Genomic DNA, 17,759 nt, shown 5'->3' with positions numbered 1-17,759 from the left:
GAACCATGGAATCCGACGTGCGCTGTCCGACGATCGTCCGCCTGCTCCTCGACGACGAGTTGGTCTTCCGGCCGGCACCTCCCGGGGATGCCGACGCGTGGGGGAACGGCCGGCTCCGCCTGCCGTCGCGTTCCTGCCCGGTGGACGCGACCGACGAGCAGATGCGGACGGTGGGCGAGGCGCTGCGCGCCGGTGCGCTGAGCGAGGCAGCGGCGCACGCGGTGCTGGACCGCGTGCACGCGGAGCCGGCTCTGCGGCAGTCCCTGCCGGTGGGCCCGGGAGCGGGCCCGGCTCCGGACGGCGACCGTCCCGGCCGGCTCGCCGCCCAGCACCACCTGGACCGGCTCGCCCTGGTCGCGGTCGAACTGGTGGACCGGGTCCAGCACGCGTTCCTCGACGAGGAGCCCCTGACCGAGATCCGCTTCGAGCTGACCGGCCGCGCCAAGGCCGCGCTCGCGCTGGGCTGGACCGCCATGGCGAGCCGCGGCCTCTTCCCGCTCCCGCCCCAGGGCAAGGCGGTCATCGACCGCGTCCGCAGCCGACCGGCCGGCGCCATGCACTTCGTCAGCGCCAGCGACCAGGACGCCGGCTACCTCTACACCCTGGGCATCGCGCTGTCCCCGGAAGCACAGGCGACCCGGAGCACGGAGGTCGGTTACGGACTCGACGGGGAGCTGATCGTGCCGGGCCAGGCGGTTTCCCCCATCCCGCCCTTCCTGGCGCTGGCCACGCGCCTGTCCGCCGCCTCGGTTCCGACCAGCTCCAACATCTCGGAAGAGGAGCAGTCGATACCGATGCGGAACTTCCCGCATCCCACCGCCATCGACGACCTCCACCCCGTTCGCGGCGGGAAGTTCAAGCCGCCGGTGCGTCCCCGGACCCCCGACGAGGCCATCACCGACCTGCGCCTGCAGCTGAACCGCTTCCACGCTCAGGAGCGCCGCGGCGACGCGGGAACGCCGCGCCGGCCCGAACTTGCGGCCGCGGTGACGACGGCCGAGGCGCGGGTGGGCGCCGCGTACGACGTCACGGGCCTGTCGCGGCGGCAGATCACCGCCGCCCTCGCCCCGGTCCTCGCCGATCCGGTGCTCGCGGCCCAGCGGGAACTGATCGCGCTCTACCTGGACGTGGAACAGGACAGCGGCGACCGGGTCGACGACGTGTGCGCCGTCGTCGACGCGGCCAGGGAGCTCGGCCTGAGGTTCGTCGCGGTCGCCGACGACGCGGAGGACGAATGGCTGCCCAACCTGCTCGAATACCTGGAGCCGGACGAACTCGACGCGATCGCCGACCACGCCGACGCCCAAGGGGTGCTGGTGGTCGACGGCCGGCCGGTCGATCCCCTCTACACGGCGGCGACCGCGGCCCAGCGCATCCAGTCCGTCTACACCACCCTGTCCGTCGACGTCCTCAAGATGGGCATGTGGCTGTGCCTGGACGCCCTGACGGCACGCAAGGTGTGGCAGGAGATCCGGTCGAATCCGCACATCCCCGAGCACATGATGCTCATGCCCATCGGCATAGTGGAGCCGTGGGACGCCTTCGTCGACAACCGTGATCCGACGCGCACCGCCCGGCCGGTCCTCGACCCCTTCCGGAAGATCACCTTCATGATCGAGGAAGCGGCCGTCCTCGGCGCGCCCTCCCTGCTGACGGACACCCGCCACAAGGAGACCTGGGTGCTGCTGGGCCGCAAGGACGAGCAGGACGAACCGCACCGCCGGGAGCACTTCCTCGTCGACCAGGCCACGGGTGAGGTCCTGGGCCGCACACCCGACAGCGCGATACCGCTGCTGTCGTGGGTGCAGTTCATGGAATGCGAACGGCTCGCCCGGGCCGCCGGCATCGTGCTGGGGCAGGCCGGGTCGATCGAGTCCGAGCAGGCGTTCCGGATCATCAGCGACGTGACCCTGGACGCCGCCCGGCAGGGGCGGAACCCCGCGACCGCGTTCTGGACCGCCGAGACGGAACGGACCCTGCACGTGGGCGGCGCCGGAGCCGACGGCGGACGCACGCTCCAGCAGGAGCGCAGTTCGGACGTCTCGCCCTTCCTCGCCGTGGTCAACCGGGGTTACGAATCCCACGCCAAGGTGGACGGGTGGCTCCGTTTCCTCGCCGACCGGGCGGAGGACGGCGAAGCCCTGGCCCGGAACAACAAACTGCGGGCCGGCCTCGCCAACCGCAAGGACAGGCTCGACGACCTGCTGGCGGCCTGCCTGGCCGGTCAGCGCCACGACCCCGCGACCTACCAGCTGAGCTGGGACGCCTTCCGTGCCGCATACGTGGAGTACCACGACATGATCAAGAACAGCTTCCTCGCCGTCCGGCAGCAGGTCGAGTCCGCCTGGACCGACGTGCCGCAGCCCGCCCACGCGTCAGGAGGCCGGCGATGACGACCAGCCGCCCGAACAGCCGCCCGACCAGCCGCCCGACCGGCAGCACGGCACCCGGACTGCTGCGGGACACACGCGTGTACCTGTCCGGGCCGATGGACTTCGTGGCGTCCCGGGCCGAGGAGAAGGCCCACGGCTGGCGCAACCGCGTCGGGGAGTTCCTGCGGGAGTTCGAGGTCACGGTCTTCGACCCGTTCGTCAAACCGGAGGTGCGCGGATTGTTCGAGTACGGGCGCGAAGGCGCGTCCACCGACGAGGACCGCGAGCGCTGGAGCTTCGCCAGGACGCAGGAGGCGGCCCGCGCGCGGGCCTGGTGCGCGCACAAGTACTACGCCACGCAGCACATCGACCTGCGCATGGTGGACACCAGCGACTTCGTGATCTGCTACTGCCCGACCAACATCTACAGCGTCGGCACGCCGCACGAGATCATCGTGGCGCGCAACGAGCACAAGCCGGTGCTCTTCGTCAGCCCGCCCATCAACTGCCCCTCGCTGGACGAACTGCACGCCCACCTGCGCGGCCGCGGCGACGACGAGGGGGACCGGCTGCTGGACCAGGTCGAGCAGGAAGCCCCCATCAAACCGAACGAGCGCGGCATCCCCAGCCTCTGGTACATGCCGCTGATCGGCGAGAACAACTTCTTCGACGGCTTCGGGTTCGCGCCCTACCGGGAGAGGTTCGGGTGGGAGCGCATCGCGCTGGACGACCACGAGGACGGCCGCACCATCGAGAACCCGCTGCTGCCCTTCCTGGAAGAACTCGACGTCCGGCTGCCGGACCGCTACAGCGCCCGCGAGCGGCGCAGCGTACCCGACGACGACTGGATCCTGTGGCAGCTCGACGGCCATGCCAAGGGGTCCCAGATCACCGATGTCGCGGCCGCCGAGGTCCGCGACGGCCCGCCGCCGCACGAATGACCAGCAACGGGAGGAGGCGCGAGCCCCATGCGTGTGACGCAGCGACGCGACGGCATGACCGTACGGGCCATAGCCGGTACGAATGTGGTCGAACTCGCCTTCGACGTCGATCCGGCCCTGCGGCAGGGACTCCTCGGGTTCGCCGTGCGGCGGCAGGACGGCGGGGAGGGGGCCGGCCCCGGCAAGTGGATCGTCAACCGCCGTACGTTCGCCGGGCAGGAGCAGGGGCGGCAGTACTGGCCGACGGACCAGGCGCCCGTCCAGAAGTTCCGGTGGGGCGACTACACCGTCGAGCCGGGCAAACCGTACCGCTACGAGGTCGCGGCGGCCCACGGCTCGCCCGGTGACGTACGGCTCGGCCCGTCGGTGGAGCTGACCGTGGCGACCGAGGACGGGCGGAACGTGACCGACCCGGCCGACGGCATCCGCCACGAGGTGCACTTCAACCGCAGCGGCGCCGCCAGCCAGTCGTACGTGGACCAGTTCGACGGCCAAACGCCCGAGCAGGCCGGCGAACCCGCCCTGCGGTGGCTGTCCCGCGGACTGCTGGAGGCGATGACCGCCTTCATCGCGAGCGCGCGGCCCGGCGACGCCCTGCACGTGGCGATGTACGAGGCGCAGTACCAGAAGTTCCTGCAGCCGCTCAAGGACGCGGCGGACCGGGGAGTGACCGTACAGATCCTGTACGACGCGGGATCGTCGTCGACCGCGCCCACCACCGAGAACCACGACGCCCTGCGGGCGGCCGGACTGCTGCCGTACAGCCGCGCCCGCGCCGGGCTCGGCAGCCACATCTCGCACCACAAGTTCCTCGTCCTGGTGCGCGGGGGCACCCCGGAGGCGGTGTGGACCGGTTCCACGAACATGACGGAACACGCCGTGTACGCCCAGCTCAACGTCGGACACGCGGTGTACAGCCGGCCGCTGGCGCGGACGTACCTCACGCTGCACCAGGCGCTGTGGAAGGACGACCCCCCGCTCAAGGACACCAGGGCCCTGATCGAACAGGCCTGGCCGTCGATCCCGCCGGCGTCGCAGGACGGTGGGCCCGGCGTGGTCTTCAGCCCCCGGTCCCACGACGAGGCGATGGAGTACTACCTGTCGCTCATGTCGGACGCCCGGCACCTCGTCGTGCTGACCACACCCTTCGGGGTCGACAAGCGCATCGAGGACTACCTGGTCGGCTCCCCGCCGGCAGTGGTCAAGTTCGGTCTGGTGGGCGCCCCGGGGCCCACCGGCGGGCAGATCCAGCGGCTCGACAGCATCGACGGCACCCGGTACGTCATGCCGGCCCGGATCGAGGACAACACGCTGAGCAGGTGGCAGATCGAGCAGTGGGGCGAGGAGTCGCACGTCTACATCCACACCAAGTTCCTGCTCGTCGACCCGCTGGACGACGAGCCGATGCTCGTCACCGGCTCGGCGAACTTCAGCCACGCCAGTTGCGCGGACAACGACGAGGACATGCTTCTCATCTCCGGCCACCGTTCCGTCGCCGACATCTACCTCACCGAATTCCTGCGCATGTTCGACCACTACGCGTTTCGCCAGTTGCTCCACGACCACCGCGCAGGGGTCCGCTCCCTGGCGCTGGCGCCGGACGACACATGGACCGCGCCCTACTTCCGCGAGGGCTCGCAGCGGCAGCGCGAACGGCTCCTGTTCAGCGGGGCCGGGCCGAGCCGTTGAGCGTTTCACCCGAGGACAAGGAAGGACAAGGAAGGCAGCCATGACGACCGAGATCCGCCAGGGACCCTGGACCCGCATCCGGCCTCTGCAGAGGGACGAAGTCGACGACTACACCGCGGCGGCCTACAGCCAGGCCGAGCTGACCTGGGGGCACTTCCCCAACAACCTCATCAAGGTCATGGGGCACTGTCCGTCGCTGACCATGACGGAAGTCCCCTACGCCAATTCCGTCATCTTCGACATCGACACCTTCAACGCCGGCCACCAGTGGGCGGGTTTCCTCGACCGGCCGCTGAAGGAACTGTGCATCTCCCGGACCTCGCTGTTCAACCGCAGCCGCTACTCGGTCACCCACCATTCGTTCATCGGCTACAGCCTCTTCGCCAAGCTGGGACGGGAGGCGGAGGGCCACCGGAAGCTGCTCCACCTGCACGAGCACGATCGGCACCGCGACGTCTACACGGCCCGGGAGAACGCCTGCCTGGACTACTGCGTCATGGTGGCCCGGGACGCCCACGAGGTGGAGGACTCGCGGTTCGAGCAGCTCAGGCACGAACTCGACCTCTACAACCGCGGCAAGGCCGACGGCGGGGAGATGACCGGGTTCGACCTGGGGTTCGTCGAGAAGTGGCGGGAGTACTCGCCCGCGCAGTACCAGCGTCTCGTCGACAGCCAGATCGTCGAACTGACCTGGCTGATCGGGCACTTCTGCCTCCTGAACCGGTGGTTCACCGTCCTGCAGGTACCCGACGAGACCGCCGCGGACGAGACCGACTTCTCGGCCGCGTACCAGGCGACCGTGCCGCAGGACATCAGGGAGCGGAACGACTCCGTGCTCGGCGGAGGGTTCTGACCCTTCGGGCCGGCACGCGGCACGGAGCCGGCACGGAGCCGGCACGGAGCCGGCACGGCCGGCACGCAAGCAGAGAGACTCGAAAGGAGAACGCCCATGACAGCCGACACGACGGGGACCGTGGCACTTCCGACCGACACGCGGCTTCTGGTGACCATGCTGGTCAACGCCCCGAAGGACCTGGTCTTCAAGAGCTGGACCACGCCCGACCTGGTCGGCCGCTGGTACCCCGCGCCCGGCCATGAGCTGCAGGACGCCGAGATCGACCTGCGGCCCGGCGGACAGTGGAGCTACGCCTTTTCCGGGGTGAAGCCCGGGACCATCGGCAGCGGCCTGCACGGCACGTACCGCGAGGTCGTCCCGGACGAGAAGATCATTTCGAGCGAGTTCTTCGAGGGCCTGCCCCCGGTCCCGGACGGTGCCCCCGCCGAAGCGCACGAGGTGCTGGACACCATCACGTTCAGCGAGTCCGACGGGCAGACCACCGTGAAGGTGCAGCTCGACTTCAAGACCCAGGCGGACCGCGATGCCATCGTGGACGCCGGTCTGCCGGTCAGCCTGCGGAACAAGGCGCCGCTCCTGGAGCGCACCGCGCTCTCGCTGCGCTGACAGGATCGGGACCCGGGGCCGCCGCGCCCCCTCACCCGATCGGGCGGAGCCGCCCCGGCCGGTCGGCGCAGCCGCGGTCTGCGCCGGGCCGGGTGGGGCAGGCTCGGGGTACAGGCGCCCGGCGGACGGGCGCCACGCCGCGGGGAGGCCCGGGCGGCGGCGTCATGAAGCGGCCACCAGGCCGCGACCAGGCCGCGACCGGGCCGCGACCAGGCCGCGACCGGGCGGCGACGAGACGACGAGGCGGCGCGAGGTGTCGGTGAGGTGCCGGTTGCGGGTGTCGGTTGCGGGTGTCGGTGAGGTGCCGATGAGCGGTGGACCGCGGTGAGCGGCGGCGACGGCGGGCAGGCCCCGGACGGCCGCGAGCTGTGCCTGGTCACGGGCGCCACCGGGTACATCGGCGGCCGCCTGGTGCCGGTGCTGCTCGACCAGGGGTACCGCGTGCGGTGCCTGGTGCGCTCGCCGGACAAGCTGCGGGACCAGCCGTGGGCGGGCGAGGTCGAGGTGGTGCGCGGCGACGTCACCGACGCCGCGCGGGTCGGCGAGGCGATGGACGGTGTCGCCGTCGCGTACTACCTGGTGCACGCCCTCGGCTCCGGCCGGTCCTTCGAGGAGACCGACCGCACGGCCGCCCGCGTCTTCGGCGCGGCGGCGCGCGCCGGCGGGGTGCGCCGGATCGTCTACCTGGGCGGGCTCACCCCGGCCGGGGTGCCCGAGCACGCCCTGTCGCCGCACCTGCGCTCCCGCGCGGAGGTCGGCCGCATCCTGCTGGACAGCGGCGTGCCCACCGCGGTGCTGCGGGCCGCGGTCATCATCGGTTCGGGCAGCGCCTCGTTCGAGATGCTGCGCTACCTCACCGAGCGGCTGCCGGTGATGGTCACCCCGAGCTGGGTGCGCACCCGGATCCAGCCCATCGCGGTCCGCGACGTGCTGCGCCTGCTCGCCGGCGCCGCGCGGCTGCCCGCGGACGTCAACCGCGCCTTCGACATCGGCGGCCCCGACGTGCTCACCTATGCCGACATGATGCGCCGGTACGCGGCCGTCGCCGGGCTGCCGCGGCGGCTGATCCTGCCCGTACCGGTGCTCACCCCGCGCCTGTCCGGCCTGTGGATCGGCCTGGTCACCCCGGTGCCCAGCGGCATCGCCCGCCCGCTGACCGAGTCGCTGCGGCACGAGGTCGTCTGCCGCGAGAACGACATCACCGCGTACGTAGCGGAGCCGCCCGGCCATCCCCTGGGGTTCGACGCGGCCGTGGAACTCGCGCTGCGCCGGGTACGCGACGCCCAGGTCGCCACCCGCTGGTCCTCGGCGTCGGTGCCGGGCGCGCCCAGCGACCCGCTGCCCACCGACCCCGACTGGGCCGGCGGCAGCCTCTACACCGACCGGCGCGAGGAGACCGTCGACGCCTCGCCCGAGGCGCTGTGGCGGGTGATCGAGGGCATCGGCGGCGAGAACGGCTGGTACTCCTTCCCCCTGGCCTGGGCGGTCCGCGGCTGGCTCGACCGGCTCGCCGGCGGCGTCGGCCTGCGCCGCGGCCGGCGCGACGCCGCCCGGCTGCGGGTGGGGGACTCCCTGGACTTCTGGCGGGTGGAGGAGATCGAACCCGGGAGGCTGCTGCGGCTGCGGGCCGAGATGCGGCTGCCCGGCCTCGCCTGGCTGGAGATGCGCGCCGGCACCGACGACCGGGGCCGCACCCGGTACCGGCAGCGCGCCCTCTTCCATCCCCGCGGACTGCTCGGCCACGCGTACTGGTGGAGCGTCTCGCCCTTCCACGCCGCGGTCTTCGGCGGCATGGCCCGCAACATCGCCCGCGCGGCGGCCGCCGGAGGGCCGCCGGCCGGGGGAAAGCGGGCGGGCGCCGGAGGGCGGGGGGACCACGGAGAGCGAGGAGACGCCGGGCCGCGAACGGACGCCGGGACGCGAACGGAAGGAAGCCGCCCCTCATGAGCCGCGCCATCGTCCTGTTCACCTGCGACCTGCGCCTGCACGACCATCCGCCGCTGAAGGCGGCGCTGCGGGCCGCCGACGAGGTCGTCCCGCTGTTCGTCCGCGACCGCGCGATCGAGAGCGCCGGGTTCGCCGTTCCCAACCGGGCGGCCTTCCTCGCCGACTGCCTGGCCGACCTCGACTCCTCCTTGCGGCGGCGCGGCGGGCGGCTCGTGGTGCGCGGCGGCGACGTGGTCGAGGAGGTGGGCCGTACGGCCGCCGAGGCGGGCGCGGACCAGGTGCACCTGGCGGCCTCGCCGAGCCGGTACGCGCGCGCCCGCGAGGACCGGCTGCGGCGCGCGCTCGAAACGCAAGGCGTCCGGGTGGTCGTGCACGACGCGGTGGCGCACGTCGTCGCCCCAGGGGACGTCACCCCCGCCTCCTCCGACCACTTCGCGGTGTTCACCCCCTACCTGCGGCAGTGGCTGCGCCGGCCCCCGCGGCCGGTCGGGTCCGCGCCGCGCTCGGTGCGCGTACCCGACGGCGTGCGCGGTGAGGCGCCGCCCGAGCGCGCCCGGGTGGCGGGCACCTCCCCGGGACTCGCTCGCGGCGGGGAGAAGGAGGGCAGGGCCCGGCTCGCGGCATGGCTGCGCGGCGGCCTGGACGCGTACGAGGAGCGGCACGACGACTTGGCCGGCGACGCCACCTCCCGCCTCTCGCCGCACCTGCACTTCGGCACCGTGTCGCCGGTGGAGTGCGCGCGGCGCGCCCAGGAGCGCGGCGGCCCCGGAGCCGAGGCGTTCGTACGGCAACTGGCCTGGCGCGACTTCCACCACCAGGTGCTGGCCGCCCGGCCGCGGTCGGCCGCCGAGGACTACCGCACGCGGCACGACGCCTGGCGCGGCGCCGACGGCCCCGGCGGCGCAGCGGACGAGGTCGCCGCGTGGAAGCGGGGCCGCACCGGCTACCCGATCGTGGACGCGGCCATGCGGCAACTGGCCCACGAGGGCTGGATGCACAACCGCGGCCGCCTGCTCACGGCGAGCTTCCTGGCCAAGACGCTGTACGTGGACTGGCGCGTCGGCGCCCGGCACTTCCTGGACCTGCTGGTCGACGGGGACGTGGCGAACAACCAGCTCAACTGGCAGTGGGTCGCCGGGACCGGTACGGACACCCGCCCCAACCGCGTCCTCAACCCCCTCGTGCAGGCCCGCCGATTCGATCCCGACGGCGCCTACGTCCGCCGCTGGATCCCCGAGCTGCGCGACGTGCGGGGCCGCGCCGCGCACGAACCGTGGCGGCTCCCGGCCGCCGACCGCGCCCGCCTGGACTACCCGGAACCGATCGCCGACCTCGCCCAGGGCCTGGCCCGCTTCAAACGCGCCCGCGGCGGCGAACGGTGAGGACCGGCCGGCGCCGCCCGCCGCCATGGCGCGCCTGTAAGGGGCGCCCGCCAGAGCGGGCGCCCCTTACGTATCGGGGTCCGGGCCGGTCGGTGACCGGGGTCAGCCGACGGTGGTCGCCCGGCGGGCGCGGTACGCGATCTCCTTTAAAGCTCAGTTCGCCTGCGGGGGCTTGGGTCCGCTTGCTGCCCGCACCCCCGTCAGCGCCGCGAGGGCGGTTTCGAGGACGATGAGGAACGCCAGGCCCCGGCCGAGAGCGTGGGGGTAGCGGGCGGGCGCGCCGTCGCCGAGGGCCCCGTAGAAGAGGATGCCGATCAGGGCGATGCCCAGAGCGCCGCATATCTGCTGGATGGTGGTGACGACGCCGGAGGCGGCGCCGACGAGGTGGCCCGGCACGGTGGCCAGGGCGGACTGTGTCAGCGGCGCGATGACCATGCCCATGCCGAGGCCGTCGACGAAGAGGCCGGGCACGAGCTCCCACAGGGTGCCGGTGGTGCCCGAGGCGTGGACCGCCTCCCACAGCAGGGCCAGCCCGGCGGCCATCAGGAGGGCTCCGGCGGGCACGGTACGGGCACCGAGCCGGGCGGCGATGCGGTGGGCGGTGGTCGAGGTGATCAGGTAGCCGGTCCCGATGGACAGGAAGACGGTGCCGGAGGCGAGCGCGTCGAGGCCGCGGCCGGCCTGCAGGTACAGGGCGAGGACGAGGAAGAAGGAGCCCTGACCGGTCCAGAACACCACCTGTGCCACGGCGTCGAGCCCGAATCCGCGCTGCCGGAACAGGTCCAGGTTGAGGACGGGGTCGCCGCCCGCCGCCGCGCGGCGGCGCTGGTGGAGCACGAAGGCGGCGAACAGGACGGCGGAGCCGGCCAGGCAGGCCCAGGTCCAGGCGGGCCAGCCCAGGTCGCGGCCCTGGATCAGCGGCAGGACCAGGGCGACGGTGGCGGCCGAGGACAGGGCGGCACCGGTGTTGTCCAGCGCCGGCCGCCGCGGCGCCCTGGACTCGCCCAGGGCGCGGGGCACGAGCGCGAGGGCGGTCAGGCCGACGGGCACGTTGATGAGGAAGCAGGCACGCCAGCCGAGACCGAACAGGTCGGCCCTGATCAGCAGGCCGCCGATGAGCTGTCCGAAGACGGCGCCCAGGCCCATGACCAGCCCGTACATGCTGAACGCGCGGGCCTGCGCCCGGCCCGTCCACGCGGTCTGCAGGATCGACAGCACCTGCGGGCTCATCAGCGCGGTGGCCAGGCCCTGCAGGACCCGTGCCGCCACCAGCGTCCCCGCGGTGGGGGCGACGCCGCAGGCCGCGGAGGTCGCGGTGAACAGCCCGAGCCCCCAGGCGAACATGCGCCGCCGCCCGTGAATGTCCCCCAGCCGGCCCGCGGTGATCAGCCCGGTGGCCACCGCCAGCCCGAAGCCGGCGACGACCCACTGGATCTGCGCGGTGCCGGCGTGCAGGCCGCCCTGTACGGCGGGGATGGCGACGTTGACGATGAAGATGTCGAGGGCGGCCATGAAGGTGGCGGTCAGCAGGACCAGCAGGCCGAGTCCCGGCCGCCGGGCCGCCGCGCCGGCGGCGGCGGTGCGGGCCGCTGAGGTGGAAACGCTGGTGGTGGCCGAGGCCATGACGGTGCTCCTCACGGTGAACCGGGTACGGGGGCGGGGCGGATGCAGGGGCGGCCGGGGCGGCGGGGCCGGCCACGAGGGGGCGGGCCCTGGGTCGCCCCCTCTCGGCCGGGTGGGTCGGACGGCTCGGACGGTCTCGGCGGGGCGGTCCGAAAGACCGGCCGAACGGGACCGGCCGAGCGGGGCCGGCCGGGCGGGGCCCGTCAGGCGGTGGCCGGGACCTTGTCCAGGAAGCCGTGGACGCCGTGGATCAGCCCGTCCTCGCCGGCGACGGCGACGTCGAAACCGACCACCAGGGCCTCGCCGCCGTCCGGGCCCAGCTCCCAGGTGAAGCGGGCCAGATGGTGGTGGGTGTCGACCGGGCCGAGGGTGAAGACGAGCCCGGGGAACTGCGCCCGCACCGCGGCGACGACCGCGTCCAGGGCGTCGGGACCGGTGACGTCGGCCAGCGGGTCGGTGTAGCGGGCGTCGCCGGCGAAGACCTCGCCGATCAGGGCGCGGCGGGCGGCCGGGTCGGTCTCGTTCCACACCGCGATGTACTTCTCGACGAGGTGCTGCATGTCGCTCATGGCGGCCTCTCCTTGGGCTCCTCAGCTCCGGCGCCCCTTGTGGCGCCGTCTTCCTGCAGGTCAAGAAGCTACGCAGCCGCCTCGCCGCCCGAATCGGTCATCGTTAGGTACATCGTTGGGTACGTCCCCCCGCCCGTCCCGCCCCGCATCCGTCGCCACTCGCCCGCCCGCCCGTCCGTCCCGTCCGTCCCGGCCGACCGCGCGGCAACCGGAGCGGCAACCGGAGCGGGCGCGGCGCGCGTGTAGGAACGTGGAGGAAGGCGAGTACGTACGGCGGGTCCGGCGGGCGTCAGGGGGCGCCGGCCGGGCCCACGGGCTGGGGGTGGCGCTGGTGCGGTGGGGCGGCAAGTGGCGGAGGGCGGGGGCCGGACCCGACGGGGAGCCCGGGCGCGAGCCGGGAGCGGGACGGGACCGGGAGCGGCCTCGCGGTCGGCGACGCGGCAGGGAAACGGAAGCCGAGCCGTGGCCGGACGCCGGCGGGGCGGAGGACCTGCCGTGGCGGCTGGCGGCGGCCGGGACGATGGCCGAGCAGCTGGGCCGCGCCGGGCACCCGGACCGGGCGGCGGACTGCTACCGGACGCTGATCGACGAGGCCGGCGCCGTGCTGCCGCCGGGGGATCCGACCGTCCTGGCGCTGCGTCACCAACTCGCGCACTGGACGGGGGAGAGCGGGGAGCCGCGGGCGGCGGTGGAGATGTTCGCCGCGCTCCTGGCCGACCGGGAGGAGCACCAGGGCCCGCGGCACGCGGACACCGAACTGGCCCGCCATCAGCTCGCCCACTGGCACGGCCGGGCCGGGAACACCGCGGAGGCGGTCCGCCGCTACCAGGAGATGCACGCGGCGGCCGAGCGGGCGGGGCGCACGGAGACCGCCCTGGACCTGCTGTGCAACGTGGGTCACTGGCAACAGGAGGGCGGTGACACGGCGTCGGCGCTGCGCACCTTCACCGCGATGCTGGACACGGCCGAGCGGGAGCTGGGCCCCGCCCACCAGTGCGCGGCCATCGCGCGCCAGCGGTACGCCGTGCTCGCCGGCGACCTGCCCTTCGGCCACGACCGCGGCCACGACAGCCTGCAGGACCTGCGGGCCGCGGCCCAGGAGGTCGAACGCGTGGGGGACATGCGGCGGGCGGCCCGGATGCACGGGCGGATCGCGGAGAGGTCCGAGCACCTTTACGGCATGGCCAGCTCCCAGGCACTGAACGCCTGGGTCGCGCGGGCGCAGGCGACGGTCGCCGCCGACGACCCGGGCGAGGCGGCCGAGGCCTTCCGGCGGGTGCTGGACTGCATGGAGCTGCGCGGCGACGGCCCGGGGACGCCGGAGTACGACACGCTGAACGGGCAGCGGGAAGTGCTCGCCCGGGCCGGCCGGCGCCCGCGGGTGCGGCTCGCCCCCGCCGCGGCGTCGGCGCTGGCCGCGGAGGCGGAGGCCGCGCCCGGCACGGCCTTCGGGGTGCTGCTGCGCACGCCGGGCGCCCGGGTGGCCGACCGCCTGTGGGTGCTGCGCGACCGCGCCGGCGGGACGGGCCCGGCCGCGGTCGACGCGCCGCTGTGGTCCGCGCTGCGCGAGGAGCTGTCCGGGCGTGGCCAGGAGCCGGTGGCCTTCTACGCGGCCCGGCCCGGCCGCCGCCCGGCCCCCGACGACGCCCGGCTGGGCGACCTCACGGCCCTGCCCGTGGTGTTCGTCTCCGCCGGCGACGACGGCACGGTGGAGGCCGAGGGACACCTCCTCGGCGGCGGGGAGCCCGCGGCCGTCCGGGTCGTGGTGGAGGCGGAGGACGAGCGGGCCGCCGAGCCGGCCGCCCCGGCCCGCGACGCCGAGCCCGGCGCCCGTATGCCGTTCAACGCGGGGGCGGTGGCCATCGGCACGTGGCGGGAGGTGCGGCGGGCGCTGCCGTCACGCGCGGCCGGCGAACCGGAGGCGTTCGGCCCGTACCGGGTCCTGGAACTCGTCGGCGAGGGCGGCTTCGGCCGGATCCACCTGTGCCAGGACGACGACGGGATCCTGGTCGCGGTCAAGACCCTGCACGAGCAGTACGCGGCCGACCCCGGGGTACGGGAGGACTTCGCGCACGAGGTCCGGGCCGCCCGGCGGGTGGCGGGCCGCTTCACCGTGCCCGTGGTCGCCGCGGACACCGAGGCCGCCACCCCGTGGATGGCGGTCCCCTACGTGGCCGCGCCCTCGCTGGGTCAACTCCTCGCGCGCACGGGCGGGCTGGACGAGGCGGGCGTGCGCGCCATCGGCGCCGGCATCGCGACCGCGCTGACGGCCATCCACGCCCAGGGCATCGTCCACCTCGACCTGAAGCCCGCCAACGTCCTGATGACCGAGGACGGGCCGCGGGTCATCGACTTCGGCATCGCCCAGATCGAGCGGCTGACCGCGCCCCGCGAGGGCTTCGCCGGCACGTACCTGTACGCCTCGCCCGAGCAGTTGCGGGAGGAGGAGCACTTCACGCCCGCCAGCGACGTGTTCTCGCTGGGCACCCTGCTGGCCGTGCTCGCCCTCGGCCGCAGCCCCTGGGGCGGCGGCGAGACGATGCCCGTGATCGTCCGCATCTGCTCGGGCGAGCCGGACCTCACCGGCCTGCCCGCCGGGCTGGAGGACGTCGTACGGCGCTGCCTGCGGCTGGACCCCGCCGAGCGGCCCACGCCCGCCGAGGTCGCGCGGGCGCTGCTGCCCGGCACGCCGGACGGCCCGGTCGCCCCGCCCCCGCTGCCGCGGCCGGCCCGCGACCTCATCAGGGAGCACGCCACCCGTACGGTCCCGGCCGGCGCCGGGCCCTCGGACGCCACCGTCGCGGACGTACGGGACGCCGTGCCGCCCGCGGACGGTCCGGCCTTCCGGCCGGTGTCGGCGACGGCCCGTGAGGCGACCCGCGCCCTCGCCCGCGACCTCGGCGTGCGCGTCGCACGCTGGGAGAAGGCGCCGGCCGACGCCGACCCCGCACGGACCGGCCGCGAGTGCGCCGCCTTCGTGGACGAGGCGCGCACCGTGCTGGGCGAGCGCCACGCGCTGACCCTGCGCCTGCGGCTGTCGTACGCGCTGCTGGGCGCGGAGCCGGCCGACGCCGGCGCGCTGGACCGCCTCGTACGGGACGCCGCCGCCACGCTGGGCGAGCACCACCCAACGGTGGTGGACGCCCGCACCCTCCTCATCCGGCAATCCTCGGCCCCGTAGCCCACCCCCGCGTACCACCACCGGCTCGGGCGGGTGTCGGCGTCACCGGACCGGGGCCGGTGGTCCCGGTCGGGCCGGCCGGCCCGTTCCCCACGTACGAGTGACGAGCGGTGCCGCTGGTGAGCGCGGTGCCGCTGGTGTTCCGGCAGGTGGGCCGGGGCATGGGTGCAGCGGGCCGTCAACTGCCGTTCTCCGATCGTTCAACTGACGGTCCGTGCCAGGGCTGTGTGCCGTCCCTATGGTCCCTTGAGGTTCGGAGGGAGGGACCATGGACACACCGCTCGCCGTCAGGGCCCGCGGGATCACCAAGTGCTTCGGCGAGGTCGTCGCGCTCGACGGGATCGACCTGGACGTGGCGCGGGGCCGGATCCACGGCCTGGTGGGACCCAACGGCGCCGGCAAGACGACCCTGCTCGGCCTGCTGCTGGGCCTGGCGGTGGCCGACGGCGGGACCGTCGAGATCCTGGGCAGCCCGGTGGGGCGGGCGCTCACCGCGCCCGACGGGGTGGCCGGCTTCGTGGACGGGCCCGGCCTGTACCCCTCGCTCACCGCCCGGCAGAACCTGGCCGCCCTGGCCGCGCTGCGCGGCCAGGACCCGCGCACGCCCGCCGTCGACGACGTGCTCGCCCAGGTCGGGCTCACCGACGTCGCCGACGACCGCACCCGCGGCTTCTCCCTCGGCATGCGCCAGCGGCTCGGGCTCGCCGCCGCCCTGCTCACCCGGCCGAGCCTGCTGGTGCTCGACGAACCCGCCAACGGCCTCGACCCGGCGGGAAAGCGGCACGTGCACGGCGTGCTCACCCGGCTCGCGGCCGACGGGACCGCCGTCGTGCTCTCCAGCCACCGCATGGACGACCTGGAGGCGCTGTGCTCCGAGGTCACCATCCTGGCCACCGGCCGGGTCGTCTTCTCCGGCCCGCTGAGCAAACTGGCCGCCGAGAACCGCGAACTGGACTACCGGCTGCTCACCTCCGACCCGCCGGCCGCCCGGCGGCTTGCCGCCGGCGCGGCCGGGATCCGCGTCGTCGAGGACGCCGTGGAGTGGCGCGGCACCGAGGCACTGGTCGTCCGCGCGCCGGTGCCCGCCCTCGACGAACTGGTCGCGCTGCTCGTACGCGAGGGCGTCGCCGTACGCGAACTGGCGCCCGTGGTCTCGCCGCTGGAGGCCGCGTTCCTCGCCCTCACCGAACAGCCCCAGGAGGCCGGCCGATGACCGCCACCGCGCCCGCGCCCGCACCGGCCCCCGCCGAGGGCGGCCGCACGGCCGCCGCCCGCCGCGTCCCCGTGACCCGCGGCTACCGCTTCGAACTGGTCAAGCTGGCCGCCCAGTGGCGGATCCGCCTGCTGGTCCTGGCCTGCTGGATCGCGCCCGGCCTGTTCGTGGCAGCGGTGGGACAGCAGAGCACGCTGCCCACCGACACCCTCTTCGGCCGCTGGATGCACGCCACCGGCTGGGCCGGGCCGCTGGTGGTGCTCGGCTTCTCGGGTACGTGGGCGCTCCCGCTGCTGACCTCGGTGGTCGCCGGCGACGTGTTCGCCGCCGAGGACCGGCTCGGCACCTGGCGGCACCTGCTGGTGGCGGTCCGCTCGCCGCGGCGGATCTTCGCGGCCAAGGCCCTGGCCAGTCTCACCGCCATCCTCGTGATGGTGGCCGGGCTCGCCGTCTCCGGCGTCGCCGGCGGGCTCCTGGCCGAGGGCAGCCACCCGCTGGTCGGGCTCGACGGCCACCTGCTGGCGCCCTCGCACGCCGCCGGCGAGGTCTTCCTCGCCTGGGCCTGCGTCATCCCCCCGACGCTGGCGCTGGCCGCGATCGGCCTGCTCGGCTCGGTCGCGCTCGGCCGGTCCCCGATGGGACTGCTGCTTCCCGTACTCGTCGCGCTCGCGATGCAGCTCGCGCAGATGCTGCCGCTGCCGGTGGCGGTACGCGTCGCGCTGCCCGGATACGCCTTCCTCGCCTGGAACGGCCTGTTCACCGCCCCGCACCAGACCGCGCCGCTGCTGATCGGCATCGTTGTCGCCCTGGTGTGGGCCGTGCTCGGCACGACGCTGGCGTACCTGCTGTTCCTGCGGCGCGACTTCACCAACCCGACGGGCGACACCTCGGGCCGCCGCGCGCCGGCCGCCGCCTTCACGCCGCTGGCCGCGCTGCTCGGCGCCACGGTCGCGGTCGTGGGCGTGGCCACCCCGTCCATGGGCTCGGGGATCACCCAGGCGAAGGTGCAGCGCTCGCTCGCGACCGCCTTCGCGCACCTGTACCGCATGCAGACCGCGGAACTCCACCGCCCGGCCGTCACGGAGGCCCGGCTGCGGGCCTCGGCGGCGTGCGCCAAGGGCGACGACAAGGACGCCCCCGAGGGGGCCGGCAATGACTGGCGCTGCGTCGTGACATGGCATCTCCCCGGCGTGCAGGTGGCCGGGACCGCCGTCTACCAGCTCGACGTCAGCGCGGACGGGCGGTACGTCGCCGACGGGGACGGACCGAAGGAAGTGAACGGCTACTTCGTGCTGCACACCCCGCAGGGCGACGCACCCAACCCGTTGTGGCAGTTCGACGGCGACGTCGACCTGCTCTCCACCACCCCGAAGGGATAAC

At 74.3% G+C, this 17,759-nt stretch carries 12 protein-coding genes; 10 read left to right on the top strand and 2 right to left on the bottom strand.

The window, feature by feature from the left end:
• Positions 1–5: 5 nt before the first annotated feature.
• The 7 genes from K7G61_RS30210 (at position 6) to K7G61_RS30180 (ending at position 9,793) form a co-directional block, all read left to right on the top strand.
• A complete protein-coding gene (locus tag K7G61_RS30210; protein ID WP_225850234.1) occupies positions 6–2,393 on the top strand; it encodes a hypothetical protein in 2,388 nt (795 codons plus the stop codon).
• Positions 2,390–3,313, top strand: coding sequence for a hypothetical protein (locus tag K7G61_RS30205; protein ID WP_225850233.1), 924 nt, complete (start codon positions 2,390–2,392; stop codon positions 3,311–3,313). The genes K7G61_RS30210 and K7G61_RS30205 overlap by 4 nt, the downstream gene beginning before the upstream one ends.
• Positions 3,314–3,340: 27 nt before the next feature.
• Positions 3,341–5,002 (top strand): phospholipase D-like domain-containing protein, encoded by a 1,662-nt coding sequence (locus K7G61_RS30200; protein WP_225850232.1) that lies wholly within the window; start codon positions 3,341–3,343, stop codon positions 5,000–5,002.
• Positions 5,003–5,042: 40 nt separating this feature from the next.
• Positions 5,043–5,855, top strand: a complete 813-nt coding sequence (locus K7G61_RS30195; RefSeq protein WP_225850231.1) for a carboxymuconolactone decarboxylase family protein — start codon at positions 5,043–5,045, stop codon at positions 5,853–5,855.
• 96 nt (positions 5,856–5,951) lie between these two features.
• On the top strand, positions 5,952–6,464 hold the full coding sequence (locus K7G61_RS30190) for an SRPBCC domain-containing protein (RefSeq protein ID WP_225850230.1): 513 nt from the start codon (positions 5,952–5,954) through the stop codon (positions 6,462–6,464).
• 324 nt (positions 6,465–6,788) lie between these two features.
• A complete protein-coding gene (locus tag K7G61_RS30185) occupies positions 6,789–8,411 on the top strand; it encodes an SDR family oxidoreductase (protein WP_225850229.1) in 1,623 nt (540 codons plus the stop codon).
• A complete protein-coding gene (locus tag K7G61_RS30180) occupies positions 8,408–9,793 on the top strand; it encodes a deoxyribodipyrimidine photo-lyase (protein WP_225850228.1) in 1,386 nt (461 codons plus the stop codon). Before K7G61_RS30185 ends, K7G61_RS30180 begins: the two co-directional genes overlap by 4 nt.
• 153 nt (positions 9,794–9,946) lie before the next feature.
• On the opposite strand, the gene K7G61_RS30175 is transcribed toward K7G61_RS30180, so the two are convergent.
• Both K7G61_RS30175 and K7G61_RS30170 read right to left on the bottom strand, forming a co-directional pair.
• Positions 9,947–11,416, bottom strand: coding sequence for an MFS transporter (locus K7G61_RS30175; protein ID WP_225850227.1), 1,470 nt, complete (start codon positions 11,414–11,416; stop codon positions 9,947–9,949).
• Between the two features lie 203 nt (positions 11,417–11,619).
• The gene (locus K7G61_RS30170; protein ID WP_225850226.1) at positions 11,620–11,985 is read right to left on the bottom strand and encodes a nuclear transport factor 2 family protein; all 366 of its coding nucleotides are present in this window, start codon (positions 11,983–11,985) and stop codon (positions 11,620–11,622) included.
• Positions 11,986–12,505: 520 nt separating this feature from the next.
• Here K7G61_RS30170 and K7G61_RS30165 point away from each other — a divergent pair.
• The 3 genes from K7G61_RS30165 (at position 12,506) to K7G61_RS30155 (ending at position 17,758) form a co-directional block, all read left to right on the top strand.
• A complete protein-coding gene (locus K7G61_RS30165) occupies positions 12,506–15,166 on the top strand; it encodes a protein kinase (protein ID WP_225850225.1) in 2,661 nt (886 codons plus the stop codon).
• A 268-nt stretch (positions 15,167–15,434) separates the two neighbouring features.
• Positions 15,435–16,379, top strand: a complete 945-nt coding sequence (locus K7G61_RS30160) for an ABC transporter ATP-binding protein (RefSeq protein WP_225850224.1) — start codon at positions 15,435–15,437, stop codon at positions 16,377–16,379.
• Positions 16,376–17,758: an ABC transporter permease gene (locus K7G61_RS30155; protein WP_225850223.1), complete on the top strand. Its 1,383-nt coding sequence runs from the start codon at positions 16,376–16,378 to the stop codon at positions 17,756–17,758. Before K7G61_RS30160 ends, K7G61_RS30155 begins: the two co-directional genes overlap by 4 nt.
• Position 17,759: the final 1 nt, after the last annotated feature.

Origin of the sequence: Streptomyces sp. HPF1205, from assembly GCF_020400825.1 — a bacterium.
In the GTDB taxonomy this organism is placed as follows: Bacteria; Actinomycetota; Actinomycetes; order Streptomycetales; family Streptomycetaceae; genus Actinacidiphila.
Note: the sequence above shows the minus strand (reverse complement) of the source record. Positions and strands in the feature narration are given on the sequence as shown.